Below are 26,480 nucleotides of genomic sequence, written 5' to 3'. Positions count from 1 at the left end.
TAAAATAGCAAGGAAAAAATATGGCTGAGTTAAAAGTAGCAGGTGTATCCAAATCGTATGGAAGCCTGCAGGTTCTGCATGATGTGGACCTGGAAATAAGTAGTGGTGAGTTTGTGGTTTTTGTCGGTCCTTCCGGGTGCGGAAAATCGACTTTGCTCCGTTCAATCTGTGGGCTCGAGGATATTTCTTCGGGCAGCATTCATATGGATGGAAACCGCATTGACGATATTGAACCAAGTGCCCGGAATATCGCCATGGTATTTCAGTCCTACGCACTTTATCCGCACATGACAGTAGCGGAAAACATGGGATACTCACTCAAACTGAAGCGTTTACCCAAAGACGAGATACGTGCCAAGGTTGAAGAAGTTGGCCAAATGTTGGAACTGACTCCCTACTTGGACCGTTTACCGCGAGCACTGTCAGGAGGCCAACGTCAGCGTGTAGCCATTGGCCGCGCAATATTGCGTAACCCTCGAGTTTTCCTGTTCGATGAGCCGCTTTCTAACCTTGATGCTGCATTAAGGGTCCATATGCGGATGGAGTTAGTTAAGCTGAAGAAAGATCTGCCAGATACAACGATGATATATGTTACGCATGACCAGCATGAAGCGATGACGATGGCGGATCGTATTGTTGTTTTGCGTGACGGAGTGATTGAACAGGTTGGTGCACCCAAAGAGCTTTATGATCGTCCCGATAATCTCTTTGTCGCGCAATTTATTGGTTCGCCAAAGATGAATTTGGTGACAGGTTTAGATGCAGCTCGATATGGTGCAAAAACGGTAGGTGTTCGCCCGGAACATATGGTGATTTCTGCGGATGGTTGTTGGGAAGGGACAGTAACTCACTGTGAATTCTTGGGCGCAGATACTCATGTCTATGTGAGTAATAACTCTGATGAACCTTGGGTTATTCGTGAGGAAGGCCATGTGAACCATTTGATTGGAGACGTTGTTCGTATAAAGCCTAAAGATAATCTTTATTATTGCTTTGACCTCGATGGAAAACGTATACCAAATTAGGTTTAAGGCCTGATAGTTTTATCGATGACGGAATTTCATAAAGATTTGAATTTTCGCTCACTGAGTAGTGAACTTTTTCAATAATGGAGTGGGGAAAGGGATTGGTGCAACCACGATGTAATGGGAAAAAGTACAGTCCCTATTCCTAAGCTTTTGAATTCTGATCTCTAAGATAAATATGTATCTAAGTGCTTTTTAGCGACGGAGAGGGTAGAGGATTTTCGTAAATAGTTTTTGGTAAAACCAGAGGTTAAAAACCGCCTTCAAGGAAGGCGGTCTGTTACTTAAGCCAGGTTGTAACTGTCGAATTTTTCCCAAAGCGGTTTCAAGTCTATGACTTTACCAGTAGTGCGGGCTTCATCAATGGATAGGGCTAGAATGCCTGCTTCAAGTGCATCAACAATAGAAACAGGTAGACAATTGGCTTCATTTTTGAGGTAACGGGCAATGCCTCGAGCCATTTCAGTATCGGCACCGTAATGTCCAACGCCCTCGCCGCCTGTATGTGAATATGTTTTGTCGACCAATGTAACGTTTGTACGAGCGTCTGTAATCTTCAAAAAGCCACGGTGAAAATCTCCTTCAGCCATGCCATTAGAACCAAAAATACAGAAGCGTCTGTGTTCATCCGGGGCATTCAGGTTTGTATGGAAAGAAAGGCTGGCGCCTGATTGGTATTCGACGATTGCAGTCTGAAAATCAATGATGTCAGCATCGCTATTGAAAGGATCCTCTGCACTATCCCAAATGGAAAGTTTTTCATAGTAGGCCTCGGTAGGTTCTCCAGCTTTAGGAGCGAGTTCTGGCAGAAATGAACGCCTTCCTCCAAAACTTGCAACCCTGATGGGGCGACTGTTAACAAGCATATTGTACACATCTAAGTCATGACAGCATTTTTCAAGTAAAAAGCCTCCCGAGTTTGAAACTTTTCGTCTCCAGTCCCGCATAAAGAAGGCTCCGTGATAAGGAGCAATATGTTCACTTGCTTCAAGTGAAGCAATTTGTCCCAGTTGATTACTTTCAATGGCTTTACGTAAATCAACCATATTTTGGGAGTACCTTAATACAAGTCCAACCATCACATTGCTGGTACCGTACTTGTGTAAAAGTTCAGCAAGTTCCCATGTCTGTGCTAACGAAGTAACAACGGGTTTTTCTGTAAAGATTTTAACATTTGCTTCTAGGCCCGCTTTAATCTGCTCCAAATGATAATTATTTGGTGAACCAATAAAAAATAAGTCGGGTTTTGATTCAGCAAGCATTTCCTCGACAGAATTGAATCGTGGTACAGGCTTAGAAGTCAGTTCATCAAAAGACACTTCCATTGGATCAAAATAACCCACGTATTCCATTTCTGGAATTTGTTTATTGAACTCACTGACAACATGTTTAATTCTGGCTCCAACACCAGCAATAGCTACTCGCATTTGAATGTTTCCTTTCATTAATTACTTATGAAGACTGTTTTCATAATATACGAAATAATGAATATGTTTAAAATGTCAATAAAAGAGGCACAAGTCACATAATTGAATGGCAATTAATGTTTTGAATGTATATCTGGACATCATGTGATGGCTTTATAGCTTATCAGAATAGAATGGGTTAAATTTTAAAGATGATTTGATTATTATTTGTATTACAATATAAAAGTGAGAAAATATTATGACAGTGATGTCTTTATATTTATACCCCCTTAAGATTTTTATATGCTAAAAGGTTCTTAATCTTCCGGCCGGTTTACTGTTACTTCTGTGAGATTAAATAAACGACATTTCAGCTTAACAATGTCAGTGCTTTGCCGAGTGATAAACCAGGCTTCTACCAAACGAAATCTGTCGGTTTTATTTCTAAATGGCATGCGAAAATGTTCTTGAAATACAGTGATATACAAAATAATTATCATTTTCCAGAATTGGTGTTTTCGTAAGTTCCTTTAGTAAAAAATACCGTTCCATACAAATTGTATTTTGGGCTTTTGTACGCTGCGCACATTAAAAAATAAAGTGTGGGTCACAGTTCTAAAACTTTATATGTGTGATGAAATAGTGGATATCGAAAGGTGAAGGTTTATAAATTATTGGTTACGTTTCGTTATGATTATTTGTTTGCCTGTAAATGTAAACGTTACCATGTCGATTAATAAGGGTTTTAATAAGCAATTCTATCTAATATTCAATGACTAATATGACATGTTAGTGTAAACGGTTCCATTTTGCTTGGAAGTGAATGCATATAGGTGCAATAAATGCACAATTTTATGTACTTTCATTTTGTTGTGAATTGTTGGGCATCAAAGTAATAATCGTATTTGTTCAGCCCTTGAAATTGTGTTGTTTCATTGAGATATTTAATGGTGTTGATATGAGTTCTAGGGAAAATCATGCTTTGAAATATAATGGTTATTGATCGAAATTTTAGTGTTTTACATTGTCGATTAAACTATGATGAACACAATGTTGGAATGAGAGTCTCTGTGTTTTAAATGGTTGTTCTACGTGATGGAATAAGTAACTTGCGCGCCTCTTACACCTGAGAAACTTCGTCTTGAATAAAGGCATAAATGTTTCCCTGGGGTAATGCGTTTCCTTATTGGCGTAAACAATTTCTTCAGTGAACCTTCTCGGAAAGATAGGTCTAAAATATAATGTTTAACTTTTTTAAATTTCAGACTGTGACGTCATAAGGCATATAGAAAAGTAATTTTTACTCCTGAGCTTCTCCTGATCCAATTCCAATATTTTAACTATGATTGTTAAAGGAATACTTTAGGTGGAATGAAATGAAGAATAAAAGACCAAATATCATCATCGTTTGTACAGACCAACAGCGAACCGATACGCTTAGTTGCTATGGGAGCGACTTCGTTAGCACACCTGGGTTTGATCGAATCGCTGATGAAGGTATCAAATATGAGCGTGCATATTGTACAAGTGCCGTATGTACGCCAAGTCGAGTATCGTTACTTTCGGGTCAATATGTTTCCCGTCACAGTGTGTGGAATATTGGGGTTAATACCTGCGATGACGTGGAAATGATTCAACATCAGTTAGGGAAAGCTGGTTACCAAACAGGTCTGATTGGCAAAGCTCACCTCGAAGCATATTTGGCACCACCGGATATGAGCCAGGAATCGATCGAGGGTTTCGAAAAAGGATATGGGGATTGGGTTGGTCCATACTATGGGTTTGATCATGTCAGGCTTGCATTAGGACACGTTAATTCCGGAATGACAGGACATTATGGTTCATGGCTTCGGGAAACCTTTACGGAGAATGAAATCGAACAATTTAAGGTTCTCGCACCGTTAAGTGACGAAAAGTTTGGAGGAGAACCCTACCTGTCTACACTCCCGCTTGAGTACCACAATTCAGTATGGACAACAAAAAGCGCACTAGATTTTCTAGACAATGTAGAAGGAAGCGAGGATCCGTTTTTCCTGTTTGTAAGTTATCAAGATCCTCATCATCCACATGCGATACCGATGGACTGCTCACCTACGGTCACACCTGATAGGGTTCCCTGTCCTGATTTTGTAGAAGGAGAATTGGAAGACAAACCGCCTCATTTCAATTTGGCCCGGGAAGGAAAACTTGATGGCTCGCGTTTCCCTGGACCTGAATTCCCAATCTCGGGACAAGGGGTAGGTTATGATTTTCGAAAGGTTAGTAACTCGGCAGCGGCATTAGGAAGAGCTAACTACTATTCAATGGTTGGCATCATAGATGCTGAACTTCAACGTTTATGGGCAGAGTTAGAATCTCGGAATTTATTTGATGATACACTCATTATTGTGACGACTGATCATGGAGAATTACTGGGTGATCATGGACTTTGGATGAAGGGTCCATTTCATTATGATCAAATAGCTCGTATTCCGCTAATGATTAAACCACCCAAGGGGATGGCGGTTAAACCAGATAATGGCAAAGCTGTGGTTTCAATGGTTGACTTAATGCCTGTGTGTTTAAATGCTGCCGGGCTCTCCCGTGACAGCGAAAACATCGATGGAAAAGATATTCTCACTGAAACGGTGACAGATGACAGAGCTGTTTTCGTTGAAACCATTCAAAATTGGCATTCATTAGTATGTAAAACTGTCGTTGAGGGCAACTGGAAGCTCACATGGTATGCGTGGGAAAGTTTCGGTGAACTTTATGATCTTTCTTCAGATCCAAGGGAAAAAATAAATCTTTGGGAACAGCCGGAACTTCAATCGAAAAAATCTGAACTTATCGCTAAGATTTTGACTATGAAAGTTGAAACTGGTAAATCGTCTAAAAATCGAATTTCCTATGCATAGATTTGTTGAAGATAAATACGGATAAGCTTGCATTAAACAGGGTTAGAAAATCTTAGTGCAGTAGATGTCACACAAATGGGTCCAGAAATTGAAGAACACGATCATGTTGTATTCGTGGATTGTCAAGATGTTGTAACTCAAAGTTAGTGCAAATTATATCTCCTCCAGTAAGTAGGTATGGATAGACTTATATACAGGTATTATTTGATCAAAAAAAACATATGGATTTTGATGAGATTAATTCCTTTCTGATATGGAAATTTGGAGCTTGAAATGAAAAAATCAATGCTGACAATACAAGGTGATAAATTATTGTTGGATGGTCAACCCTTTCGCATTTTCTCGGGGGCAATGCATTATTTTAGAACGCATCCCAAGCAATGGGAAGACCGTTTGAAAAAATTAAAAGCAATGGGACTTAATTGTATTGAAACATATGTTCCATGGAATTTACATGAAGAGGAAGAGGGTGTTTTCAAGTACGAAGGGCTTGGTGATATTGTTTCCTTTTTAACGATAGCTCAGCGCTTGGATTTGCATGTGATTCTCAGACCTGGTCCTTACATCTGTGCAGAGTGGGAGTTCGGCGGTTTACCTGCATGGCTTTTAAACGACCCTGACTTACACTTGCGATGTGCCAATGACAGTTATATGAGGGCGGTCAATAGGTATTTTTCTGATTTATTTCCAAGGGTACTTCCATTTGCTGCTGAAAATGGAGGACCTATTATTGCTGTTCAGGTAGAAAATGAATATGGCAGTTACGGCCAAGATAAAGTGTACTTGGGAGAATTAAAATCCAAAATTCGTAGTCTGGGTTACGAAGGGTTGCTTTTCACCAGTGATGGTCCAACTGATTATATGATGGCAAATGGCACATTAGATGGCGTTTGGAAAACCGCAAATTTTGGGTCAAAAGCAGCTGAAGCATACACCGTCACACAAAAATACGAAGACGGTCCATTTATGTGTATGGAGTACTGGATAGGCTGGTTTGACCATTGGGGAGAAGAGCACCATATTCGTTCCGCTTCTTCTTCAGCTGAGTCACTTGATGAAATTTTAACTTTAGGTGGTCACGTAAACATTTATATGGCGCATGGTGGCACCAATTTCGAATTTTGGAGTGGCGCAAACTCAAGTGAAACCGGGAAACACCAACCAACGACAACCAGCTACGACTACGACGCTCCGTTGGACGAAGCCGGCCGTATCACTCAAAAATATCTTGCTGTTCAACAGGTACTTAAAAAACATGGAGCGAAAACAAAAGCCCTGTCCAATCCTGAAGTAACACCTCAGGAAATTTATGCTGGAAATATGACAGCTTTTCCATTATTTGGGTCATTATTAAATAGAATATCTCACATACAAACAATCGCTCCACAAAATATGGAAAGGCTGGGACATTCCCGAGGATACGTGTTGTATTCAACAGATCTTGTTCTCCCACCTGGAACCTATGAACTAGATGTGCAAGTTCATGACAGGGGGCATATATTTTTGGATGATGAGTTACTTGTGGTTACAGAAAGAAATGATCCTGTCTCTCCAATAATTAAAATCAGCAAAGATAGCCATAGACTATCAATATTAGTCGAAAACCAAGGCCGTATTAATTATGGGAAGCTACTTGCTGACCGTAAGGGTATAATTGGTTCTGTGTGGGTCGGGCAAACAGAGATACTGAATTGGGAACACTTTTTACTACCAACAGAATTACCATCATTGGTGGATTGTGAGCAAGAAAAAAATCATATACCGGCATATCTCCAATTTGAATTTAATGTTTCAGATATTCAAGACCTTTTCTTAAAGTTAGACGGTTGGGGAAAAGGCGTTGCGTATGTAAATGGCTTCAACCTTGGACGCTATTGGGAAATAGGGCCACAGAACAAGCTCTATATACCCTCTTCGATTATCCATGAGGGAACGAATGAACTTGTCCTGTTTGAGACTGATAAAATAGGGAATTCTCCACTGCTTACAGATATTGGTTTGCCAGAGCGTTAGTCTATATTGATTCCATATTTCATTGTTACTTCCAAACCATCGCCTAAAGCGATGGTTTTTTAATGCTATAGAGTGTGGTGTGCCACCTCAACAATAACGAGAACCTCATTAAGTACAAGAGTTGGTCTATATACCCAAACCACCTCAAGGACGCAGATACGGGCATGAAAATCGATGAAACCAGTCGCAAGCCTAGCACCAACTATGTGCCCTCTTACACCCGGCAAATGAAATGTAGAGGCTCGTATCCCTCTTAACGTAAGTGAATTTCAACTTTCAATTATTGCGTCAAATACTGCCATCTATTGGACCTGCCGCTTTTACCAATAATGGGCATTGCGGCGGTAAAACCAGATTCACCGCAAGATGTTTAACCTCAAAAACAATGTTGTTACCGTAATGCAGGGGCTCACCATCGAGGTTAATAGGCATGCCCTTGTCTGTTTGCCAGGTAACAGATGAAAGATGGTGTTTGTGTACGTACTTCCCATCTTCACCTTTTTGAAGTTCTTCAACGACGGTATTGAGCTGGTCCAGCGGAAACTCACTGAGTGCCATTAACCGCATAAGACCATCATTGATTTTCGCATCTGCTGCCAGGATTTGTCCTCCTCCGGCCTGGGAGCCATTGCAGACCGCTGCGACGATAACGCTGTCACTCTGTGTTGTACCATCGGGAAACGTCACAGTGCCTGCAAATGGTGAAAACTTGAGTGCCTGTACGACGCCGGAAAGGGTGTATGCACCGCCGCCGAGAAAGTTTTTAAGTGCCGGTGGGGTATTCACGGTAACCTGCGCACCAAACCCTCCACTGGCTACATTCATAAAGTAGTGCTCATTCGCCCTGATACAGTCGACTGGGTAAGCATCACCCGCCTGTGCTAACCGAAGAGCTTCGAATAAATCAGCCGGGATTTCGCATGCGGTGGCGAAATCGTTCGCTGTACCCAGAGGCATGATACCCCAAGCGGGACGGGAAGCCTTGTCGATCGCCATTAGCGCATTGACCATCTCATTGACTGAGCCGTCACCACCCGCAACGACCAGCCTTTCGACTTGCTCTGAAACCGCTTCTTTCACCAGGCGGGCTATATCACCTCCTTCCCAAGTTACCCGCACGTCAACAAGGCCATGCTCCCTGGCTTTGTCAATTGCCTGCCGGACGTCTTCCTGTCCGGCTTTTTTCCCATTGAGCAAGATCCGCAGCTTTTTTGCCACATGCTGGTTATCCATCCCCACTCTCCATCCGTTTTTACCTTGATGCAGTTAAGCATGGGACAGGAAGCCCTTGCCGCCTCATATTCGATATATTGGTACTTCAGGGACTGACCAGATATTCAGCAATTTGTGTTTGGTGGTAATATTCTGATCTCACACGCATTCTGTTGCTGCCTTTGGGTCTAAATTAATTCGTATTAACCATGGCATTGTCAGTGGGCCACTGCCTTGCCAAAGGCCAGCCTCTCCTTATTCATGACGGTGTATCACTATGAAGTATCTTTTGTTCGCGATGACGTTGTTCCTTGTTGGATGTGAGCATCCGCAAACAGAAAAGTCTCCATTTGCGTGGTACACGCAGGATGGGCAAATTGCATCGAATGAGGAAATTGCCACCATTGGCAAAGCGTGCCACATTGATGGCGCAGCACATGCTATCGCCAATCCTGGTTCCATCCCGTTTCGTGATGTGTTTGAAGCGTACGTGGATGCTGTGCGTTGTATTGAAAATCAAGGTTATGAGCTGAGGAAATTGCGCTGAGTTGGAAGGGGGTTAGCGGAGGAGAGAAAACTGAGGGGGGCTAAAACAAATAAATGGGAATGCGTTCATCCTATTTAAAATGTCCCATACTAAAAAAATCTTCTAACCAAGCCGCAGTTAAAACCGCGGCCCCGGATTATCGTGCAGGATTTGGCTGATCAAGCAAATTCCTTTCTCAGAAAGTGAATGATGTCATCTGATTCGTACATCCACTCTACTGAACCGTCAGGCTTTTCCATTCTCAGGCAGGGAACCATGCCTTTACCGCCTTTCTGGTTCAGTTCATTCCATGCTTCAAAATCCCGACCGACATCCACAAGCGGGATATGAAGGTTCATCTTCTGCATCGCTGCACGAACTTTGCGGCAGTATGGGCAATATTCTTTGTGATAGAGCTGGTAGGTTGTAGCGTGTGTCATTTTATTCTCTGGTTTGTCACTAAGTCGTAAAAGCATAGACCTGAGCGAATCGAAAAAAAATTCATAACTCAAATAATTTGAAGTGGATAGATGTGGTTGAGGCGGAGAGATTTTTGGCGCTGGGTATTGATGGTCATGGGTATTCCTAACAAAAGAGCCCGCTAAATTGGCGGGCTCGATGTCAATATACCCTAATAGCTTACAACCACTTCTCTTTGGTGGTGAAGCTGACCGACAACCAGGTATCGCCGAGGCGGCGGACAATCTTGTCGTGTATCACCTGGCGGACGAAGTCCTGTCGTTCCAATGGCCAATGGTTGGACTCATCAATCAGGATATTGATTTCCAAATCATAGCGGCGGCCGGTTTTTACAAAGTGGCAGCTGTAGTCTGCAAACTGGTAGCGCTCGGCAATCTGCTCAATCGAGGTTTCAACCCGGCGTTTGGTTTTATTGTCTGGGGTGATCAGCAATACTTCTTTTAAGTTCTTACGCAGCACACTGATTGGCAGTGTCGACGCAGCTATAGCCAGTGCGGATACCAGAATTGGGTCCACATAGGAATTCCACTGGGAGTAACCCAATTTGTCGAGCAAGACAACGAAAATAAAACCCACCAGGATAGTGGCACTGAGAATGCCGTCTACCAGCCACTCCTGTGAGTCGACGCGGACGAGTTCGGAGTCCACTTCTTTGGCAATGTAGCGTTCGGTGAAGAAGATACCGAAGCAAATTGCTGTCGATAGGATGGCGTAAGTCAGGGCTGAGCTCAGATCAATGGGATTACCGCCAGTGAACATGGCACTGATGCCTGAGTAAAAGGCAAAGCCACATACCGCAAGAATAACAACACCATTGAGAACCGTTATCAGTGGTTCAAGGTGAGAGTAACCAAACTGGAAATGTTCATCGTCAGGGCGGGTAACGAGGTGCGCCGCATAAAGAGAAAGCCCTGTCATGCCCATACTGAGCAAAGAAAACAATCCATCAAGAACAATTGCATTTGAATTTACGAAAAGGCCAATGCCCAGGCCACTTGAGGCCATAAGTACTGTACCTGCAAGCGACAAACGAAGCGCGAGCTTTTCCCTACTGATTCGACGGCTGTCAGCCATACATTCCTCCTATTGTTGTGGAAAATTTTTTCATCGTAATGCGTCATAACATGTATGACGGCTGGGTAGACCTCAGTTTGTATCACAATTATGACATGAGTAAGTCATTGAATTGATTAGATGAGATCTGCATCGGTCAAATGCCACAGTACCGCTCGAAAAGTGACATTCTCTCTGGATAGTCTGATTGCAGGCTTGTTCCGGCGAAAATTGCCTAAGCAAGCAATGAGACACAAAGGGGGACGGGTCGGATGAAACTTCCGGGGCGTTGGTTTTGGCCTCAACCCCTTTCACCACTTTGTGGCCGATAAGGTTAACGTTTGATTTTATTAACCTGGGCAGGAGTATACCACAGATTGCACAAAGTGGAGCCAGGCTGGCGTATTTCTGAGCGCGCATAAAGTGAATATGCGGGGGCTACGTTGCGAAAACCAGGGTTTTATGTTGTTGTTAAAAGAGGACTTGAAACACTGGATGGCAACATGGCAGGCAAGGATGTAAATACGCTGGACCGCATTGATATCGATATTCTCCGCATTCTCCAATCTCATGGCCGTATGCCGATTGTGGAGTTGGCGAAACTGGTTCATTTAACTACGACACCTTGCTCCGACCGGGTAAAACGTCTTGAGAGGGAAGGTTATATATCGGGGTACCGGGCTGAGCTTTCTGCAGAAAAGCTTGGTTTTGAAATGCAGGTATTTATCCATATCCGGCTGGACCAGACCAATTTTTCGATCTTTGAACGCTTTGCCAAAGAGGCGGCATTGATGCCTGAGGTGGAAGAGTGTTATTCCCTTTCCGGAGATTTTGACTGCATGATCAAAATCCGTGTAAGGGATATCAAAGAATACCAAAGGTTCATGTCAGTGAAATTGGGGGAGCTTCCCGGTGTGATTCAAACCCGCAGTGAAATAGTCGTTGCCGAGCACAAACGCTCGAAAGGCATTGACCCATTGTTACTATAACTTTCGGTATATTGCCTACCTATTTTGGCAAAAGCAGGTTTCTTTTCCTTACATGTCTTCATTGACAGGTATATTCACTGTCGATCTTAAATCCATACAGAAGATTCACTGGTGAGTGGATGTAATGCCACGACATTCAGTGAATCTTATCTTTTCGTGCTACTACAATTACCTACATAACCACATGTTGCCGGGTTGTTAATGGCGCAGTAATAATAAGGTGAATGTATGGCTCTGGTTTTTGATGATGCTCTATTTGGTACGGAACGCTGCTCCCACCAGAATGCAAATGCAGTGGTCATGGTCCCACCCATAGATTTCCGGTTTAACACTGAAACCAGTGAAGACAATGCATTCCAGAACAAAGTCTCCCTCGGTGACACTGAAATTCGCCGCCGTGCTATGAGCGAGTTCAATACTATGGTGGAAGAACTCCGGTTTCAGGGCATTAATGCTCTGGTTATGGATTACACTCCAGGTGAGCAGGATACCCCCGACGCTGTGTTTCCCAACAACTGGTTCAGTACCCATCCAAATGGTGATTTGTATTTCTATCCCATGGCCTGCCCGAACCGCAGAATGGAAATACGCCCTGAAAACCTGCTGTCGCTGTTTGCATTAAATGGATTTCGCACTAACCGCGTAATGGAAGTTGGCAACCTGGCCGATCCGATTGCGTTTCTGGAAAGCACCGGGGTGATGGTGATGGATCACATCAACCGTAAAGTGTACGCCGCGCTCTCCCAGCGATGTGATGCAGAGCTGTTGCATCAGTGGGCAAGGCTGACCGGATACCAAGTCGTGGCCTTTAATACAGAGCTAAGCTCCGGCGGCCCGGTATACCATACCAATGTCATGATGGCTGTGGGCGAGCGTTTTGCGGTGATTTGTGAGGATATCATTCACCCTGTCGATCACGCTGCCGTGATGGCTGAGTTGTCAGATAAAACCGTGATTGCGATCAGTGAAGAGCAGATGGGTAAATTCTGCGGCAATGTACTTCAGCTTGAAAATAATGTGGGTGAAAAGTTCATTGCTATGTCTTTATCTGCTTTCAAGGCTTTTACCCATGAACAGAAAAAGCAGCTTTCGCAGCACGGCACCCTAATGCCTTTCGATGTAACAACCATTGAAACCATTGGTGGGGGCAGTGTCCGCTGTATGTTGGCGGAACTGTTTTTGCCGAAAGCATGATTCAGGTTATCCCTTAACTCTCCATGTGTTCCATCTCTTCAGGGCGATATTTTCGCCCTTTTTTTGATTGCGAGAGAGCTCACTTTCCTTCATGGGGCTGACAACAGCACTCACAAAATTGCATATCAACTACTGATATCACACACATTCCTGTGCATATGCAGGTAGACTCAACTTATAGGAACTGAGTCGCTTATCTTATATCCAGGACAGGAATTGCACCATGCAACAAAAAGGATACCGCCTCGTCACCCGCAGTGACTTTGATGGCCTCGTTTGTGCTGTACTGCTAAAACATCTCGACCTAGTCAACGACATCACCTTTGTGCATCCCAAAGACATGCAAGATGGAAAGGTTGAGATCACAGAAAATGATATCACCACCAACCTTCCTTATGTTCCTGATGCCTATCTTTCTTTTGACCACCATGCATCAGAGCTTATCCGCAACAAAGAACGTGCTGAAAACCACATCATTGACGGCGAGGCACCTTCTGCAGCCCGTGTAGTGTGGAAGCATTTCGGCGGTCATAAAGCTTTCCCGGCAAAATGGGACGAAATGATGGATGCGGTTGATAAAGGGGATTCTGCCAACTTCAATCGTGATGAAGTCCTTTACCCGGAAGGCTGGAACTTACTTAACTTCCTCATGGATGCGCGTACAGGTTTGGGTCGATTCCGCGAATTCCGGATCTCCAACTACCAGCTTATGATGGAGCTGATTGATTACTGTAAGGACATGGATATTTCAGACATCCTGTTGTTGGAAGACGTACAGGAGCGCGTGGAAATATTCCGTGAGCACCGGTTGAAATTCCATGACCAGCTTAACCGCTGCTCAACGATTTATGGCAACCTGATTGTGTTGGATTTGCGGGATGAAGAAGTCATCTGGGCAGGTAACCGTTTTGAGATTTATGCCATGTATCCTCAGTGCAATATCTCAATCCATATACTTTGGGGCCTCAAACAACAAAACACGGTATTTGCAACGGGTAAATCAATCTTTAACCGGACTTCCAATACCAATGTGGGCGAATTGATGCTTGAGTTCGGGGGTGGCGGTCACCATGCGGCAGGAACCTGCCAGGTAGATAACGATAAGGCGAAAGAGACACTTCACAAGCTGATTGCCAGAATCAATACTGATGGCTGAATGCGCAGTCAGCCTGAAAGTTGATCACCTTGACTAAGCTGTGACCGGTTGGACGCCAAGTGCTCCAAAATGGCTTTACACCCTCAACGTTCGCCGCTAATATTCGCCGCACTTGCGGAGAGATGGCTGAGTGGTTGAAAGCACCGGTCTTGAAAACCGGCAACGGTTAATAGCCGTTCTAGGGTTCAAATCCCTATCTCTCCGCCACATTAGAAAAGGCCACTGAGTAATCAGTGGCCTTTTTGCTATCTATTGCCACATCAGAGATAGGGTGCAGAAGCCTAGATTGGGTTCAGCCGAGCGAAGCGACTGCGTCAATCCCTATCTCTCCGCCACATTAGAAAGGGCCACTGAGTAATCAGTGGCCTTTTTGCTATCTATTGCCCCCATCCTTCCTACTCTGATGCTTTTTATAAAAGGCGTTAGCTGCTACTCATTCAATAAATATTTTCCAGACGAAAATTTTCACTAAAACGCTACTCATTATTTCTTCGTTCCGGCTCTCATAAATATAATTTACTGTGAAATTATATTAATTCGTATGCGAGAGATGTGGCACTTTGAGTCGTAGATGTCTAATAAATACGATTATATCTATATTTCTGGTTTATATATGGCGTTTTTACGTGACAAAACACATGCTTATTATCAGTTAAATGAAATTGATGATTTTGTTGATGCAATTTTTGGTGATATGCGTTGTTAAAAAAACAACTTATTAATTTTTTACAGTGAAATATTTAGGTGTAAATCCTGGTCAAAAATATCATGTAAGAAATATATAACAGCATGAATATGAATCGAAAAACAGCCCACGGGCACCAGTTATGGCTGTGTATACCAAGAGCATGCACGATCGCGGGTATATGAGTAAGAAGGTCAGTCAGATGAATGGCCGAAAAACGTACTATGCCCTGGATGATTGCAGCTATTTTTCACCATTTAATTCAGCGGGCTTACTGGGAGCATCGGTCACAGCAATTGCAACGTTTGTCCAATCGTTTCTCCCTCAATACCAAAGCGGAAAGGGATTGTTAAAAAAAGAAACTGTCGAAGATATTTGGAAAGTGGTTCGCCAAGATCCTATGACCGGCAGTGCTATCGGGTTGGGGTGGTTTGATTTTAATGTTCCGGGTTATGGCACTTTCTGGGGGCATGACGGTGGCGGGCCTGGAATTCTTTCCAGAGTCATGGTCGATCCGAAAACCGGAAATGGTGTTGTCCTGCTGATCAATAACTTCTTTGTAGATTTCGACGTCAGGAACCATCTAATCAAAAAACTGTGTGCCTTCAGTAGATCAAACTGAGCGATAAGGTGGTATCGGAATGGAAGAAATAATCCCAAATAAACAAAGCATGTTAATAGCACCGATGTTGCTATTGATATCTGCATTTGTTGTTTACATCGTTTTATTTCCGCCTAAACCTGAAACGGATGATTTCAACTGGACTCAGGAATCCACTCAAGCCGATTGGGATGTGAGTTTGCCGGGGGAGGAGGGGTTGGCTCCCCAACCTCTTGCCGATCTCCATGCTTATGTGACGCTCCGTAAAACAAAAAAGGTCCAGTCTTTACTCATTGTCCGCAATGGGAAATTGGTTTTTGAACAATACTACCCGGTAAGAAGTTCGAAAGATGGTACACCGATGCCAGTATACTTTCCTCCTGCCCCCGATACCTTTCATCAAATGCGCTCCATTACCAAAACAGTGACGTCAACGTTGATCGGTAACCTGCTGTTTAAAGGGAAGCTTGAAAGCAAGGATGTTCAGTTGTTCAGCTATTATCAGTCTGAAAATTACCCGGATGCAGAACAGAAAAAGGCGATAACACTAGAAAATGCACTGGATTTTAACAGTGGCTTTGATTGGAAAGAGTGGGGCGAGATTGATAGTGACGCGATGAAAATGTGGCTTTCCCGCGATCCGTATGAGTACATCCTGAACAAGGGTGTCAGCGGTTCCCCGGGAGAGCACTATGTTTACCAGGGAGCCATGAGTGTTTTACTTGGCGGAGTGGTTGAGCAGGTTACAGGGATGACGCTCAGGGAATATGCTGAAGATGCGTTGTTCGGACCGCTTGGGATAACCAACTATGACTGGTTTTCGCATGAGATTACCGGAGATTATTTGGGGTCGTCGGGCTTGTACCTGAGATCCCGCGATTTGGCGAAACTGGGGGTACTATACCTGAATGAAGGTATGTGGAGAGGTGAGCGTATCTTTTCAACTGCATGGGCGGAAGAAAGCCGGGTACCCAAGGGAAAATTCTGGAAAGACAAAACAATTCAATATGGCCACAACTGGTGGTTTCCTTTGATTGCTGCAAACGGTAAGACGTTGGATATTGCCGGTATGAGAGGGTCCGGCGGCCAGGAAATGTTCATTGTTCCTGAACTGAACCTCGTATTTGTGATGACGTCCGGCGCATATATCGGGCAGGATGAAAACTTCCCGTTTGAGTTACTGGTAGATTATGTGTTGCCGTCAGTCGGGATACCAGACAGCCGATATATTCCAAAAACAGACGATGCTGAGAAATCAGGGCTGCTTTACTGATGGCGCCTATCGGGACTCAAAGAGCAAAAAAAACCTGCCAAGTGGCAGGTTTCAGATTGCTGACTAACCCCGCTTTTTCAAGCGGGGTTTTCTTTTGTTAGCGGCCGAAGGCCGCGATCGCGCTATTTTTCCATATTGTTATGTTCAGGCCGCTTTTAGCCCATAGACGCTAAATTGCATCACTCTCTGGACTATTTGGCGCGCATTGAGCCCAATTTTGCGAAGATAAGCCTCCATCAGGGCTATCTTTTTGATGTTCTGTGCCGCTGCGGCCAGGAAGCACTGGATTTGTACTTTCAACAGGCCACGGAACCTCGCATAGCGATGGCCATGGTGTTGTTTGGCATCCGCGAAGCTTCGCTCCACCGTCTCTGCCCGTCGTCGGTACACTTTCTTACCCCAAGTGGTCAGTCTCAGGGCATTGGCATTCTCAACCGATTTCTCGAACAGGTGCCGGGTTATCACCCGTTTGTGGTTTTCACTCTTGGTGCAATCAGCACGCAGTGGACAGGTTTTGCATGTCTGCGGGTTTGAGTGATATTCACGGTAAGCTTGTCGGTTGGTGGTCTTGTAGACCAGTGCCTGCCCCTGAGGACAGAGATAGCGGTCCGTCTCTTTGTCGTAACGGAAGTGCTTTTTCTTGATAGGATTCTTTGTACGGTGAGGCCGGCGGTATCCCATGACCGGCAGGATTTGGCGCTGCTCCAGTTCATGGCAGATAGTAGCGGTGAAGTAACCGGCATCAAGCCCGGCGGCGATAGGCGAGAGCGTAAAGCGCGCTAACGTGGTATCCAGACGGGTGATATACGGTTGGGCGTCATTCACATTGCCCGGCGTGACATGGGTGTCGAGGATGATGCCGTGTTTGCCGTCGACGGTGCGATGGTCAAGGTAGAAGAAGCCCTGGGGCTTTTGGTCCCGTGTCATAAACCCGCTTTCTGGGTCGGTGGTGCTGACTTTGGTGTTTTTCTCGATGTGAGCATCTTTCGGCTTGAGCGGGCGTTTTCCTTCCGCTGCACGGTCAGCTTCAACCGCTTCATCTAACAGCTCGGCATAAGCGCTGACGTTTTGTTTCACCCGTTCGTTACGGTATTTACGTTTGTTGGCATTGGCTTTCAGGTGAGTGCTGTCGGTAAACAAGACGCGTCCATCGACCATGCCTTTGTTCATCGCCTGTTCGACGATACGGATGAAGAGGCGCTCAAAGATATCGGTACCGTTGAAGCGACGGCGGCGGTTCTGGCTCAAGGTGGACGCATCAATCACCTTTTCAGTGAGCGACATCCGCAGGAACCAGCGGTAAGCGATATTGACCTCGATGTCTTTAACGAGCTGGCGTTCACTTTTGACGCCGAAGAGGAAGCCAAGGAGCAGGATTTTGAACAGGCGAACGGGGTCTATCGCAGGGCGGCCATTGTTGTGGCAATAGAGGTGGGCGACTTCGTCGCGGATAAATTCAAAGTCGACGGCAGCATCGATTTTGCGAACGAGATGGTTTTTGGGGACCAACTGTTCGAGTGTCACCATCTCAATTTCATATTGTTGAGGGCCAGGGTCTTTAAGCATGTCACCACATCCATGATTGATTTGCTTATCCCTTATTAGATCAAAGCCCCAGCCAAATGGCTAGGGCTTTGTCAGCAGTCTGAAACCTGCCAAGTGGCAGGTTTTCTGAAAGGGGTAGGGCGAGGGGTTAGTTACCGCTCACCTGCCCAAGTTTCATCCAGGTATCCACTACCGTATCCGGGTTCAGCGAAACTGAGCTGATGCCCTGTTCCATTAACCATTTGGCAAGGTCATCGTGATCGGATGGTCCCTGGCCGCAGATCCCCACGTATTTTCCTGCACGGGTTGCCGCATCAATGGCCATTTTCAGCATGGCTTTGACGGCGGGGTTACGCTCATCAAAGAGGTGTGCGACATCACCGGAATCCCGGTCCAGACCCAGGGTGAGCTGCGTCATGTCATTCGAGCCGATGGAGAAACCGTCGAAATAATTGAGGAAATCGCTCGCCAGTACAGCGTTGGATGGCAGCTCACACATCATGATTACTTTCAGTCCCTGATCGCCGCGGCGCAGATCAAACTTGGCCAGCAGGTCAATAACTTCGGCAGCTTCACCGGTGGTACGGACAAACGGGATCATGATTTCGACGTTTTTCAGGCCCATCTCATTGCGCACACGTTTGATTGCCTGGGTTTCCAGTTCAAAGCAATCTTCAAAGACCGGTGAGATATAACGGGAGGCACCACGGAAGCCGAGCATCGGGTTTTCTTCATGGGGTTCAAAGTGCTTGCCGCCCACAAGGTTGCTGTACTCGTTGGACTTGAAGTCTGACATCCGGACGATCACGCGCTTCGGCCAGAAGGCAGCACCAATGGTGGCAATCCCTTCAGTGAGTTTGCTGACGTAAAATTCAACCGGGTCACTGTAGCCTCGGATCCGTTCACGGATTTCAGCTTTCAGCTCTTCGCTTTGCTGGTCAAAGTTAAGGAGTGCTTTGGGGTGGATACCGATCATCTTGTTGATGATAAATTCGAGGCGGGCAAGGCCCACACCTTCATTCGGGATTTGGGCAAAATCGAAAGCGCGATCCGGGTTACCCACATTCATCATCACCTTGGTGGGCAAAATGGGAAGCTCATCAACTGCAGACTGTCGGACATTAAACTCAAGCTTGCCCTGATAAACGTAGCCGGTTTCACCTTCAGCACAGGACGCAGTGACCTCTGCCCCGTCGGTTAAGCTGCTGGTGGCATCACCACAGCCGACAATCGCCGGAATGCCCAGTTCGCGGGCAATAATTGCTGCGTGGCAGGTGCGTCCACCACGGTTAGTGATGATGGCCGACGCTTTTTTCATGACCGGCTCCCAGTCCGGGTCGGTCATATCAGTGACCAGCACGTCACCTTCCTGCACCAGCGACATTTCATCAAGGGAGGCAACCAAACGGACGGTTCCGCTGCCAATCCGCTGACCGATGGCCCGGCCTTCTACAAGCACATCCGCTTTGTTGTTGAGCTCATAACGCTCGATGACATTCTGCGCTTTCTGGGAGCACACGGTTTCCGGGCGGGCCTGGACGATATACAGCTTGCCGTCGATTCCGTCTTTTGCCCATTCGATATCCATCGGTCGCTGGTAGTGCTTTTCAATGATAAGCGCCTGTTTGGCAAGCTCAGCAATTTCTGCGTCGTTGAGTGAGAATTGGCCGCGCTCTTGTTCTGTCGTATCGACAATCTCCACCTGCTTACCGATAACCTGGCTGTCGGCATAAATCATCTTTGTGAGCTTAGAGCCAAAGGTCTTTTTGACGATGGCGTGGTTACCGGCTTCCAATAGTGGTTTGTGTACATAAAACTCGTCCGGGTTAACGGCACCCTGGACCACCATTTCACCCAGGCCCCATGCAGAGGTGACAAACACCACCTGATCAAAACCGGATTCCGTATCCAGTGTGAACATTACCCCGGATGCGGCGCAATCTGAGCGAACCATACGCTGGATTCCGGCAGACAGTGAAATTCCCCTGTGGTCAAAGCCCTGGTGTACACGGTACGAGATGGCTCGGTCGTTAAACAGTGACGCGAAAACGTGTTTGGTCGCTTCCAGGACGGCATCAATACCTTTCACATTAAGGAAGGTTTCCTGCTGGCCTGCAAATGATGCATCCGGTAAGTCCTCAGCGGTTGCAGATGAACGGACCGCAACGGAAAGCTCAGAGTTACCATCGGTCAGGGTGGCATAGTTGTCACGGATGTCCTGTTCAAGATCGGCCGGGAAAGGGGCATCAAGAACCCATTGGCGAATGGTTGAACCTGCTTCTCGCAGGGCATTGACATCTTCAACATCCAGCACATCAAGCACTTGGTGAATGCGCTCATCCAATCCTTCATAATCAAGGAACTGGTTGAACGCGTAAGAAGTGGTAGCAAACCCGTTGGGTACCGAGACACCGGCGTTGGCGAGGTTGGAAACCATCTCGCCCAGTGACGCGTTCTTGCCGCCGACTTTGTCGACATCATCCATGGATAGGCTATCGAACCAGAGGGTGTTCTTTTGCATGTCTTTCTCCAGAAACATTGCAGCTTTGTAGGGTTGGCAATCGATTACGTCCCAGCGTAAAAAAAATCGTAAAGATTTTTCAAAGCTGTGGCAGATGTAATGGAATGCCTGATTTTGTTATCGGTATTATTTCTTTCATACTAATCAAAAATGTTTAAAACCTTAACTATAAGATGATCATGGAAAATCAAAGCCGGGATGTCTTCTACGTTTCCGACGGCACCGCCATCACTTGCGAAACATTGGGGCACGTTGTGCTGGGGCAGTTTGCGTTCCGGCGAATTGAAAAAACGTTCCCTTTCATAGAAACCGATGCCAAGCTCACCGAACTGCTGAAGCACATTCAGCACTCCTACGATAAAAATCAGGTGAAACCGCTGGTTTTCTTTTCCATGGTGATTCCGGCCATGCGCGAGCGGCTGCTTGAAGCGCCGGCTCACTGCTATGATGTGCTGGAGAGCATTGTCCAGCGGGTAAGTGAAGACACCGAGATAGAACCCAAGCCTAAAATGCAGCGCTCGCGAAGCGTCAGTAAAGACTCGGATACCTATTTCGACCGTATCTCTGCCATTGAATATACCCTTGCGCATGATGACGGCATTTCCCTGAAGGATTTGGATGATGCGGATATTATTTTGCTGGGGGTGTCGAGAAGCGGAAAAACACCAACCAGCCTTTATATGGCGATGCAGTTTGGCCTGCGTGTGGTCAACTACCCGTTTATTGCAGAAGATTTGAAGACAATGCGGCTTTTGCCCCAATTTGAATTCCAGCGTCATAAGCTTTTCGGTCTCACGATTGATGCCGAACGCCTGACTGAAATCCGTGAAAATCGCCTCTCCGGCAGCGAGTATGCCAGCAGCAAACAGTGTGAGCAGGAAGTTGCCACTATAGAAGCACTGTTTCGCCGTGAAGCTATCCCGTACATCAATACCTCATCCCTGTCGGTGGAAGAAATTACCACCCGAATCCTTGAAAAAACCGGGTTAAAGCGCCGGTTGTTCTAAACATTTCCCTTTTGTTTGCAAAGAAGAGCGGCTCAGCCGCTCTTTTTTATCGCTGGGTTTAAGGGCGCACCATGAGTACATCCGTCACCTTGAACCCGTAGATCACCAGAAGACCTATCAGTCCTGTTGCCACAAGGTAATAGATAGTCGGCAGGACTGTCCGGCGCAGTGTTGCCCCTTCCCTTCCGAGCAGCCCGACGGTGGCGGAAGCTGCAACAACGTTGTGGATGGCAATCATATTTCCTGCGGCTGCCCCCACTGCCTGCAAGGCGACAATGACAACGCTGGAAATGGTGAGTGTTTGTGCCACTTCAAACTGGAATTGGCTGAACATCATGTTGGAGACTGTGTTTGACCCGGCGATAAACGCTCCCAACGCCCCGACTGCGGCACTTAGCATCGGGAAAGCTTCGCCCACAAGCCCGGCGGCGAAGTTGGCGGTGGTAACCGGCATGCTGGAAAGTTCCGCGCCGTTTACGCCGGAGTTGATAAAGATACGTACCATTGGGATGGTAAACACCAGAACAAAGCCGGCTCCTATCAGGGTTTTGGTGGATTCACCCAGTGCCTTGAAAGCCGGGCTGACGCTGCGTGACTGTGCCAGAACGGCGACAAGGGCGACAAAGACCAGGATCCCGCCGGGCAGGTAGAGGGGCTGAATTGAAGAACTGATGCCGCTTTCGCCCAGAATATTGGCGAAAGAGACGCTGACTCCCTGTAACGCGGACTTGAATTCTGTGCTTACCCGGCTGGCAACCAGCACCGCAGCAAGGAGTACGTAGGGCATCCATGCCAGTACCAGCCCCATCGGTTTCCTGCCGTTGTCACTCAGGTCCATTTTCAGTGAACCCAGCCACTCTGCAGGCCAATCTTTTTCCGGACGGAAATCCCAGGTGGATTTGGGTACCAGGAACCCTTTTTTCGCTGCAGTGACAACAATGGCGAGACCGGTTAGGCCACCAATAAGCGACGGGAACTCCGGCCCCAGGAATGCTCCGGTAAGTGCGTAGGGAATGGTAAAAGCCAACCCGGCAAATAGGGCAAACGGCAGGATATCCAGACCTTCCGTCCAGCTTTTGTTCTTGCCGAAGAAGCGGGTCAGCATCATTGCCATCAGAACCGGCATCAGGGTACCGACAGTGGCGTGAATGAGTGCAACACCAGTGGTGATTTGCTGTAGGTAAACGTCCCAGTTCGAGCCATTGGCAACCAAGGCTTCCGTGATATTGTGGGTGTCCAGTCCCTTGTTGACCCCAACCAGAATAGGTGTGCCCACGGCACCGAAAGAAACCGGCGTTGACTGGATCATCATGCCCATCAGTACCGCAGCAAGTGCAGGAAAGCCGATAGCCACCAGTAAAGGTGCAGCAATTGCTGCCGGTGTCCCAAAGCCGGATGCCCCCTCAATAAACGAGCCAAAGCACCACGCGATGATTATGGCCTGGACGCGCCGGTCTGGTGAGATATCGGTAAAGCCGTTGCGAATGGTTGTAATGGCACCGGTATGTTTAAGGGTGTTGAGCAAAAAGATGGCGCCGAAAACAATCCAGAGCACGGCAACGGTAATGCCAAGTCCCTGAAACACGGAGGCTATAACCCGGTTGGCAGACATATCCCAGACAAACAGGGCAATAACTACGGTTAATCCAAAGGCAACCGGCATGGCTTTCTTGGCAGGCCAGTTCAGGCCAACGAGCAAAATAGCGGCCACCACAATCGGGGAAAAGGCGACCAGTGCAAGCAAGGTGTCATTCATAATGTGTCCTCGTCCTTGAGCTCCCCATCCTGTGATGGACCAAGCTTCCCGAATGGGACTGCAAACAAGGCAGAGCTCAGAGGGTTAATGGTTGTGATGATCTTGTTATTTTGCGGTGAATGTACTGACTTCTTTTTTGAGGATATAGGGAAATAATGAAAATTATTCTTTCCAAAAATGGATAAATGTCGCCCTGATTGGACAGAGGATATTTCCGGTGTTCGGTCGGTGGCATTACTGCCCCAATGACAGTGGCGCAGAAAAATACCGTTACAAACTTAAGGGTTAGAAACAAGGGCAGGTGTAACCGAGTGTCTGGGTTAAAGAGTATAACGGTAAGGAGAGGTGGCTCTTCCCCATTGTGACAGGACACATATTGAATACATAAAATGTGAACTATCCCCCACTGAAACCGGGATTGTGGTGACGGCAAATGCTGCCGGGCATAGACCATTTGCTATGCTCGGCATACGATACGCTTTACAACTGACTTTTTATATCCGCCAGATCATCCCCAATCTGATCCAGTTTGTCTTCAATTTCACTGATCCGGTCAGCCAGGTTACTTGAGGCTGGTGGCGTTACCGGAGGAACCTGTGGGATCCCTGTGACAAACTCAGATGCACGTGTGACATCCTCACCACGGCAGCCATTAATAGGGCAGACGTTGGACACCCGACAGGAACCGTTGAATACGAAATCCGTATCCCCGCGAACAAGAATACCCTCTACCTCGCCGGTTGCCTGATTGAACACCGGGGAGCCGGAGTTGCCACCATAGGTATCCAGGTTAGCGGTAAAGAAAATTGAATGGCTGTTGTCCCGAACAAAAGCCCCGTCAGCGAACTTCATCGGCAAGCCACTGGGATGGCCGATAACATAAACGTTGCTGTCATCCGGTATTTTCCCGCTTCTGCGAACAGTCAAAATTGGCCTGTTCGTAACGGGGCGGTCGAGCCGCACCAAAGCATAGTCTGAATCGGTATTCTCCAGCTTACGGTCGATAATTTCGATGCCCCGGTAAATATCGTCACTTGGGATTATCACTTTGGGTGTATTGTGGTCGATCATCTGAAAGCCGAAGAAAAAGCGGGTTCGGGCCAGATCGTTGTTGTTAATACAATGCCCGGCGGTCGCAATGATATCCGGTGCGACGAGAAACCCGGTGCAATGCGGGGCCGTAGGCTGCTCGCCGAACGGCTCACTTGGGCAAAGCATCTGTGCCTGTGAAAACTGCATAGTGCGGATCGTCGATGTGCTGTCCCCGTTATCCCGGATTTTGCTGGCATCAATCAGCGCCATGACTGCGCGGGACTGGTTCTGGATCTGCGCGTCTGTAACCTGAAAGATGTCTTCCCTGTCATCATTTCCGTAAACGAGCTTGCGATCCCCTACGCCATATTCAGCGCGCTCTTTCTCGATGAGTTTTTTGAGCAAAGCCTTGGTGTCGAAAGCGCCCAGAGCCCGGCTGTTTTTCGCCGTTCTTTGGCCGGTCAGGGTTTCAGTTTCCCGTTTGTGAAGTTCGTCGCGCAATTCACAGCAGTCACAATCCTCAAGGTGTTTATTTGCGCTCATTGGCATGATTGTTCTCCTAATCTTTCCGACTCATTTAAGCCGGGTAAGCCATGAGGTAATTGTGGTATTCGAACGGCAGTTATCCCGAAGCAGTGTTGAGAAAGTCAGGCAATTGAAAGCAACCAAGCGATATGTCGGTCTTCTTACAACTGGGACTAGCCAAACGGGGCGTGGGTTATACATGGCGTACACCATAGGAAAACTGGCATCCGCTACCGGTACATCAGTTGAAACCGTCAGGTTTTATGAGCGGACAGGACTGATAGAACAACCGGTAAAACCGCTATCTGGCTTTCGCCGGTATCCGGAGGAAACGGTGACCCTGATCCGGTTTATAAAGCATGCCCAGGGAATGGGATTTACGCTTGAAGAGGTTAAATCGATGCTTCTTTTATCCCCCCATGAGTGCCTGTCGGTCCAGGAAATTGCAAGGCAAAAAAGAGCACTGATACGGGACAAAATCAGCCTGCTTAAAAACATGGAATCCAATTTATCTGAGATGATCACCAGGTGCGAAACCTCCGGCGAGGAAGGCTGCCATTTCCTTGAGTTTTACAAAAACATCCCTTGACTCCGTACCCATCTACGGCTGCTAGGCTTGTTTAAAAAGGAGGACTTTGATGCGTAATCCTGTGTCATGGCCGCTGGTAGGCGGGGTGATGGCTGCTTTGGGGACAGGGGCCTGTTGCGTTGGGCCATTGATTTTAGTGTTGCTCGGAGTCGGTGGATCCTGGGGAAGCATTCTGACGGGACTGGCACCTTACCGTCCTTTGTTCGTTATTTTGACCGTCGTCGCTTTTTATTTTGCATGGCTACGCTTGGTTAAGGTAGATAATGCATGTGAAAACGACGAGGTTTGTGTGACCCACAGCCAGCGGCGTCGACAGAAACAGCTCTACTGGGCTGCTTTTTCAGTTTCAGCTGTATTTGTTTTAAGCCCGTATTGGATACCTCTGTTTTATTAAACCAGGGTAGAGGAATAAAGGTATGAAAAGATTATTAGCTGCAGCCTCTTTAATGGGATTGTCTTTTTCAGCCTCATCAGCTGTTCAAACGGCTGAGCTTACCGTACCAACAATGAATTGCCCGGTTTGCCCGATAACCATCAAGGCGGCCTTATCAAAGGTAGACGGCGTCGAACAGGTTAAAACGTCGCTTGGTGAGAAAAAAGCCTGGGTGGCATTTGATGATGAAAAGACCTCTGTTGAATCACTTGAACTGGTATCAGCTAAAGCCGGGTACCCTGCTCAAGGAAAGCTGGTAAGTGAAGAAGGTGCGCAATGAAAGAGGTTATTCTTATATCAGACCTTACTTGCCCGGAATGTGGATACACAAAAACAGAAACCATGCCGGTAGATGCCTGCCAGTGGTTTTATGAGTGTGAAGGGTGCCATACCCTGTTGAAGCCGTTGGCAGGAGACTGTTGTGTGTTCTGCTCTTACGGCACTGTCCCTTGCCCTCCTATCCAGATTGCTCCTGACAAAGGTTGTTGCACTTCATAAGTAAAAGCTCAAATTAATGGCGATGCTGTTTCTGGCAGGCAAGCATAGCTGAACAGACTATGCT

General features: G+C 46.5%; 23 protein-coding genes and 1 tRNA gene. 16 read left to right on the top strand and 8 right to left on the bottom strand.

Going from position 1 to position 26,480, the window contains the following annotated elements:
- Window positions 1-20: 20 nt before the first annotated feature.
- On the top strand, window positions 21-1,025 hold the full coding sequence (locus tag NF212_RS19865; protein ID WP_434362592.1) for an ABC transporter ATP-binding protein: 1,005 nt from the start codon (window positions 21-23) through the stop codon (window positions 1,023-1,025).
- A 284-nt stretch (window positions 1,026-1,309) separates the two neighbouring features.
- Here NF212_RS19865 and NF212_RS19860 read toward each other — a convergent pair whose 3' ends face one another.
- Window positions 1,310-2,452 carry a Gfo/Idh/MocA family protein gene (locus NF212_RS19860; RefSeq protein ID WP_434362591.1) on the bottom strand — a complete coding sequence of 381 codons (1,143 nt, stop codon included), beginning with the start codon at window positions 2,450-2,452 and terminating at the stop codon, window positions 1,310-1,312.
- A gap of 1,355 nt (window positions 2,453-3,807) precedes the next feature.
- Here NF212_RS19860 and NF212_RS19855 point away from each other — a divergent pair.
- Entirely contained in the window at window positions 3,808-5,328 is a 1,521-nt protein-coding gene (locus tag NF212_RS19855) for a sulfatase family protein (RefSeq protein ID WP_434362590.1), read from the top strand.
- Between the two features lie 273 nt (window positions 5,329-5,601).
- The gene (locus NF212_RS19850) at window positions 5,602-7,341 is read left to right on the top strand and encodes a glycoside hydrolase family 35 protein (RefSeq protein ID WP_434362588.1); all 1,740 of its coding nucleotides are present in this window, start codon (window positions 5,602-5,604) and stop codon (window positions 7,339-7,341) included.
- A 288-nt stretch (window positions 7,342-7,629) separates the two neighbouring features.
- Here NF212_RS19850 and yegS read toward each other — a convergent pair whose 3' ends face one another.
- Window positions 7,630-8,574 (bottom strand): lipid kinase YegS, encoded by a 945-nt coding sequence (gene yegS, locus NF212_RS19845; protein ID WP_434362585.1) that lies wholly within the window; start codon window positions 8,572-8,574, stop codon window positions 7,630-7,632.
- Window positions 8,575-8,830: 256 nt separating this feature from the next.
- Here yegS and NF212_RS19840 point away from each other — a divergent pair, with 256 nt between their 5' ends.
- On the top strand, window positions 8,831-9,100 hold the full coding sequence (locus NF212_RS19840; protein ID WP_434362584.1) for a hypothetical protein: 270 nt from the start codon (window positions 8,831-8,833) through the stop codon (window positions 9,098-9,100).
- A gap of 158 nt (window positions 9,101-9,258) precedes the next feature.
- Here the strand turns inward: NF212_RS19840 and NF212_RS19835 are convergent, their stop codons facing one another.
- Complete coding sequence (locus NF212_RS19835) at window positions 9,259-9,519, bottom strand: glutathione S-transferase N-terminal domain-containing protein (RefSeq protein ID WP_434362582.1); 261 nt, start codon at window positions 9,517-9,519, stop codon at window positions 9,259-9,261.
- A gap of 199 nt (window positions 9,520-9,718) precedes the next feature.
- The gene (locus NF212_RS19830) at window positions 9,719-10,633 is read right to left on the bottom strand and encodes a cation diffusion facilitator family transporter (protein WP_434362581.1); all 915 of its coding nucleotides are present in this window, start codon (window positions 10,631-10,633) and stop codon (window positions 9,719-9,721) included.
- Window positions 10,634-11,115: 482 nt separating this feature from the next.
- Between NF212_RS19830 and NF212_RS19825 the strand changes: the two genes are divergently transcribed.
- From NF212_RS19825 to NF212_RS19795, 7 genes are all read left to right on the top strand, one after another.
- On the top strand, window positions 11,116-11,601 hold the full coding sequence (locus NF212_RS19825; RefSeq protein WP_434362579.1) for an Lrp/AsnC family transcriptional regulator: 486 nt from the start codon (window positions 11,116-11,118) through the stop codon (window positions 11,599-11,601).
- A gap of 228 nt (window positions 11,602-11,829) precedes the next feature.
- Window positions 11,830-12,795, top strand: a complete 966-nt coding sequence (gene ctlX / locus NF212_RS19820; RefSeq protein ID WP_434362578.1) for a citrulline utilization hydrolase CtlX — start codon at window positions 11,830-11,832, stop codon at window positions 12,793-12,795.
- 223 nt (window positions 12,796-13,018) lie between these two features.
- On the top strand, window positions 13,019-13,951 hold the full coding sequence (locus NF212_RS19815) for an exopolyphosphatase (RefSeq protein WP_434362577.1): 933 nt from the start codon (window positions 13,019-13,021) through the stop codon (window positions 13,949-13,951).
- A gap of 116 nt (window positions 13,952-14,067) precedes the next feature.
- Window positions 14,068-14,158, top strand: a tRNA-Ser gene (locus NF212_RS19810).
- Between the two features lie 364 nt (window positions 14,159-14,522).
- Complete coding sequence (locus NF212_RS19805; protein ID WP_434362576.1) at window positions 14,523-14,657, top strand: hypothetical protein; 135 nt, start codon at window positions 14,523-14,525, stop codon at window positions 14,655-14,657.
- Window positions 14,658-14,778: 121 nt separating this feature from the next.
- A complete protein-coding gene (locus tag NF212_RS19800) occupies window positions 14,779-15,258 on the top strand; it encodes a serine hydrolase (RefSeq protein ID WP_434362575.1) in 480 nt (159 codons plus the stop codon).
- Window positions 15,259-15,277: 19 nt separating this feature from the next.
- Window positions 15,278-16,510 (top strand): serine hydrolase domain-containing protein, encoded by a 1,233-nt coding sequence (locus tag NF212_RS19795; RefSeq protein WP_434362573.1) that lies wholly within the window; start codon window positions 15,278-15,280, stop codon window positions 16,508-16,510.
- Window positions 16,511-16,654: 144 nt separating this feature from the next.
- Here NF212_RS19795 and NF212_RS19790 read toward each other — a convergent pair whose 3' ends face one another.
- Together NF212_RS19790 and ppsA are read right to left on the bottom strand one after the other, a co-directional pair.
- On the bottom strand, window positions 16,655-18,076 hold the full coding sequence (locus NF212_RS19790; RefSeq protein WP_434356812.1) for an IS1182 family transposase: 1,422 nt from the start codon (window positions 18,074-18,076) through the stop codon (window positions 16,655-16,657).
- Window positions 18,077-18,203: 127 nt separating this feature from the next.
- Entirely contained in the window at window positions 18,204-20,576 is a 2,373-nt protein-coding gene (gene ppsA / locus NF212_RS19785) for a phosphoenolpyruvate synthase (RefSeq protein WP_434362571.1), read from the bottom strand.
- 173 nt (window positions 20,577-20,749) lie between these two features.
- Here ppsA and ppsR point away from each other — a divergent pair, with 173 nt between their 5' ends.
- Entirely contained in the window at window positions 20,750-21,583 is an 834-nt protein-coding gene (gene ppsR / locus NF212_RS19780; protein ID WP_434362569.1) for a posphoenolpyruvate synthetase regulatory kinase/phosphorylase PpsR, read from the top strand.
- A 58-nt stretch (window positions 21,584-21,641) separates the two neighbouring features.
- On the opposite strand, the gene NF212_RS19775 is transcribed toward ppsR, so the two are convergent.
- Both NF212_RS19775 and NF212_RS19770 read right to left on the bottom strand, forming a co-directional pair.
- Window positions 21,642-23,339 (bottom strand): L-lactate permease, encoded by a 1,698-nt coding sequence (locus NF212_RS19775; RefSeq protein WP_434362567.1) that lies wholly within the window; start codon window positions 23,337-23,339, stop codon window positions 21,642-21,644.
- A 480-nt stretch (window positions 23,340-23,819) separates the two neighbouring features.
- Entirely contained in the window at window positions 23,820-24,920 is a 1,101-nt protein-coding gene (locus NF212_RS19770; RefSeq protein WP_434362566.1) for a trypsin-like serine peptidase, read from the bottom strand.
- Window positions 24,921-25,095: 175 nt separating this feature from the next.
- On the opposite strand from NF212_RS19770, the gene NF212_RS19765 reads away from it, so the two are divergent.
- The 4 genes from NF212_RS19765 to NF212_RS19750 are packed head-to-tail and all read left to right on the top strand — an operon-like array spanning window position 25,096 to window position 26,416.
- On the top strand, window positions 25,096-25,485 hold the full coding sequence (locus NF212_RS19765) for a MerR family transcriptional regulator (protein WP_434362565.1): 390 nt from the start codon (window positions 25,096-25,098) through the stop codon (window positions 25,483-25,485).
- Between the two features lie 49 nt (window positions 25,486-25,534).
- Window positions 25,535-25,879: a mercuric transporter MerT family protein gene (locus tag NF212_RS19760; RefSeq protein ID WP_434362564.1), complete on the top strand. Its 345-nt coding sequence runs from the start codon at window positions 25,535-25,537 to the stop codon at window positions 25,877-25,879.
- A 22-nt stretch (window positions 25,880-25,901) separates the two neighbouring features.
- Window positions 25,902-26,198 (top strand): cation transporter, encoded by a 297-nt coding sequence (locus NF212_RS19755; RefSeq protein WP_434362562.1) that lies wholly within the window; start codon window positions 25,902-25,904, stop codon window positions 26,196-26,198.
- The gene (locus tag NF212_RS19750; RefSeq protein ID WP_434362560.1) at window positions 26,195-26,416 is read left to right on the top strand and encodes a GDCCVxC domain-containing (seleno)protein; all 222 of its coding nucleotides are present in this window, start codon (window positions 26,195-26,197) and stop codon (window positions 26,414-26,416) included. The genes NF212_RS19755 and NF212_RS19750 overlap by 4 nt, the downstream gene beginning before the upstream one ends.
- Window positions 26,417-26,480: the final 64 nt, after the last annotated feature.

This window comes from Parasalinivibrio latis (genome assembly GCF_036825535.1).
GTDB classification, from domain to species: Bacteria; Pseudomonadota; Gammaproteobacteria; order Enterobacterales; family Vibrionaceae; genus Parasalinivibrio; species Parasalinivibrio latis.
The sequence above is the reverse complement of the archived record's forward strand: the minus strand, read 5'-3'. Positions and strand labels throughout refer to the sequence as shown.

What these genes read in the sequence shown, in the direction of transcription:
- NF212_RS19865 (WP_434362592.1), top strand. Translation starts at nt 21, where the DNA reads ATGGCTGAGTTAAAAGTAGCAGGTGTATCCAAATCGTATGGAAGCCTG.
- NF212_RS19860 (WP_434362591.1), bottom strand. Translation starts at nt 2,452, where the DNA reads ATGCGAGTAGCTATTGCTGGTGTTGGAGCCAGAATTAAACATGTTGTC.
- NF212_RS19855 (WP_434362590.1), top strand. Translation starts at nt 3,808, where the DNA reads ATGAAGAATAAAAGACCAAATATCATCATCGTTTGTACAGACCAACAG.
- NF212_RS19850 (WP_434362588.1), top strand. Translation starts at nt 5,602, where the DNA reads ATGAAAAAATCAATGCTGACAATACAAGGTGATAAATTATTGTTGGAT.
- yegS (WP_434362585.1), bottom strand. Translation starts at nt 8,574, where the DNA reads ATGGATAACCAGCATGTGGCAAAAAAGCTGCGGATCTTGCTCAATGGG.
- NF212_RS19840 (WP_434362584.1), top strand. Translation starts at nt 8,831, where the DNA reads ATGAAGTATCTTTTGTTCGCGATGACGTTGTTCCTTGTTGGATGTGAG.
- NF212_RS19835 (WP_434362582.1), bottom strand. Translation starts at nt 9,519, where the DNA reads ATGACACACGCTACAACCTACCAGCTCTATCACAAAGAATATTGCCCA.
- NF212_RS19830 (WP_434362581.1), bottom strand. Translation starts at nt 10,633, where the DNA reads ATGGCTGACAGCCGTCGAATCAGTAGGGAAAAGCTCGCGCTTCGTTTG.
- NF212_RS19825 (WP_434362579.1), top strand. Translation starts at nt 11,116, where the DNA reads ATGGCAGGCAAGGATGTAAATACGCTGGACCGCATTGATATCGATATT.
- ctlX (WP_434362578.1), top strand. Translation starts at nt 11,830, where the DNA reads ATGGCTCTGGTTTTTGATGATGCTCTATTTGGTACGGAACGCTGCTCC.
- NF212_RS19815 (WP_434362577.1), top strand. Translation starts at nt 13,019, where the DNA reads ATGCAACAAAAAGGATACCGCCTCGTCACCCGCAGTGACTTTGATGGC.
- NF212_RS19805 (WP_434362576.1), top strand. Translation starts at nt 14,523, where the DNA reads ATGTCTAATAAATACGATTATATCTATATTTCTGGTTTATATATGGCG.
- NF212_RS19800 (WP_434362575.1), top strand. Translation starts at nt 14,779, where the DNA reads ATGGCTGTGTATACCAAGAGCATGCACGATCGCGGGTATATGAGTAAG.
- NF212_RS19795 (WP_434362573.1), top strand. Translation starts at nt 15,278, where the DNA reads ATGGAAGAAATAATCCCAAATAAACAAAGCATGTTAATAGCACCGATG.
- NF212_RS19790 (WP_434356812.1), bottom strand. Translation starts at nt 18,076, where the DNA reads ATGCTTAAAGACCCTGGCCCTCAACAATATGAAATTGAGATGGTGACA.
- ppsA (WP_434362571.1), bottom strand. Translation starts at nt 20,576, where the DNA reads ATGCAAAAGAACACCCTCTGGTTCGATAGCCTATCCATGGATGATGTC.
- ppsR (WP_434362569.1), top strand. Translation starts at nt 20,750, where the DNA reads ATGATCATGGAAAATCAAAGCCGGGATGTCTTCTACGTTTCCGACGGC.
- NF212_RS19775 (WP_434362567.1), bottom strand. Translation starts at nt 23,339, where the DNA reads ATGAATGACACCTTGCTTGCACTGGTCGCCTTTTCCCCGATTGTGGTG.
- NF212_RS19770 (WP_434362566.1), bottom strand. Translation starts at nt 24,920, where the DNA reads ATGCCAATGAGCGCAAATAAACACCTTGAGGATTGTGACTGCTGTGAA.
- NF212_RS19765 (WP_434362565.1), top strand. Translation starts at nt 25,096, where the DNA reads ATGGCGTACACCATAGGAAAACTGGCATCCGCTACCGGTACATCAGTT.
- NF212_RS19760 (WP_434362564.1), top strand. Translation starts at nt 25,535, where the DNA reads ATGCGTAATCCTGTGTCATGGCCGCTGGTAGGCGGGGTGATGGCTGCT.
- NF212_RS19755 (WP_434362562.1), top strand. Translation starts at nt 25,902, where the DNA reads ATGAAAAGATTATTAGCTGCAGCCTCTTTAATGGGATTGTCTTTTTCA.
- NF212_RS19750 (WP_434362560.1), top strand. Translation starts at nt 26,195, where the DNA reads ATGAAAGAGGTTATTCTTATATCAGACCTTACTTGCCCGGAATGTGGA.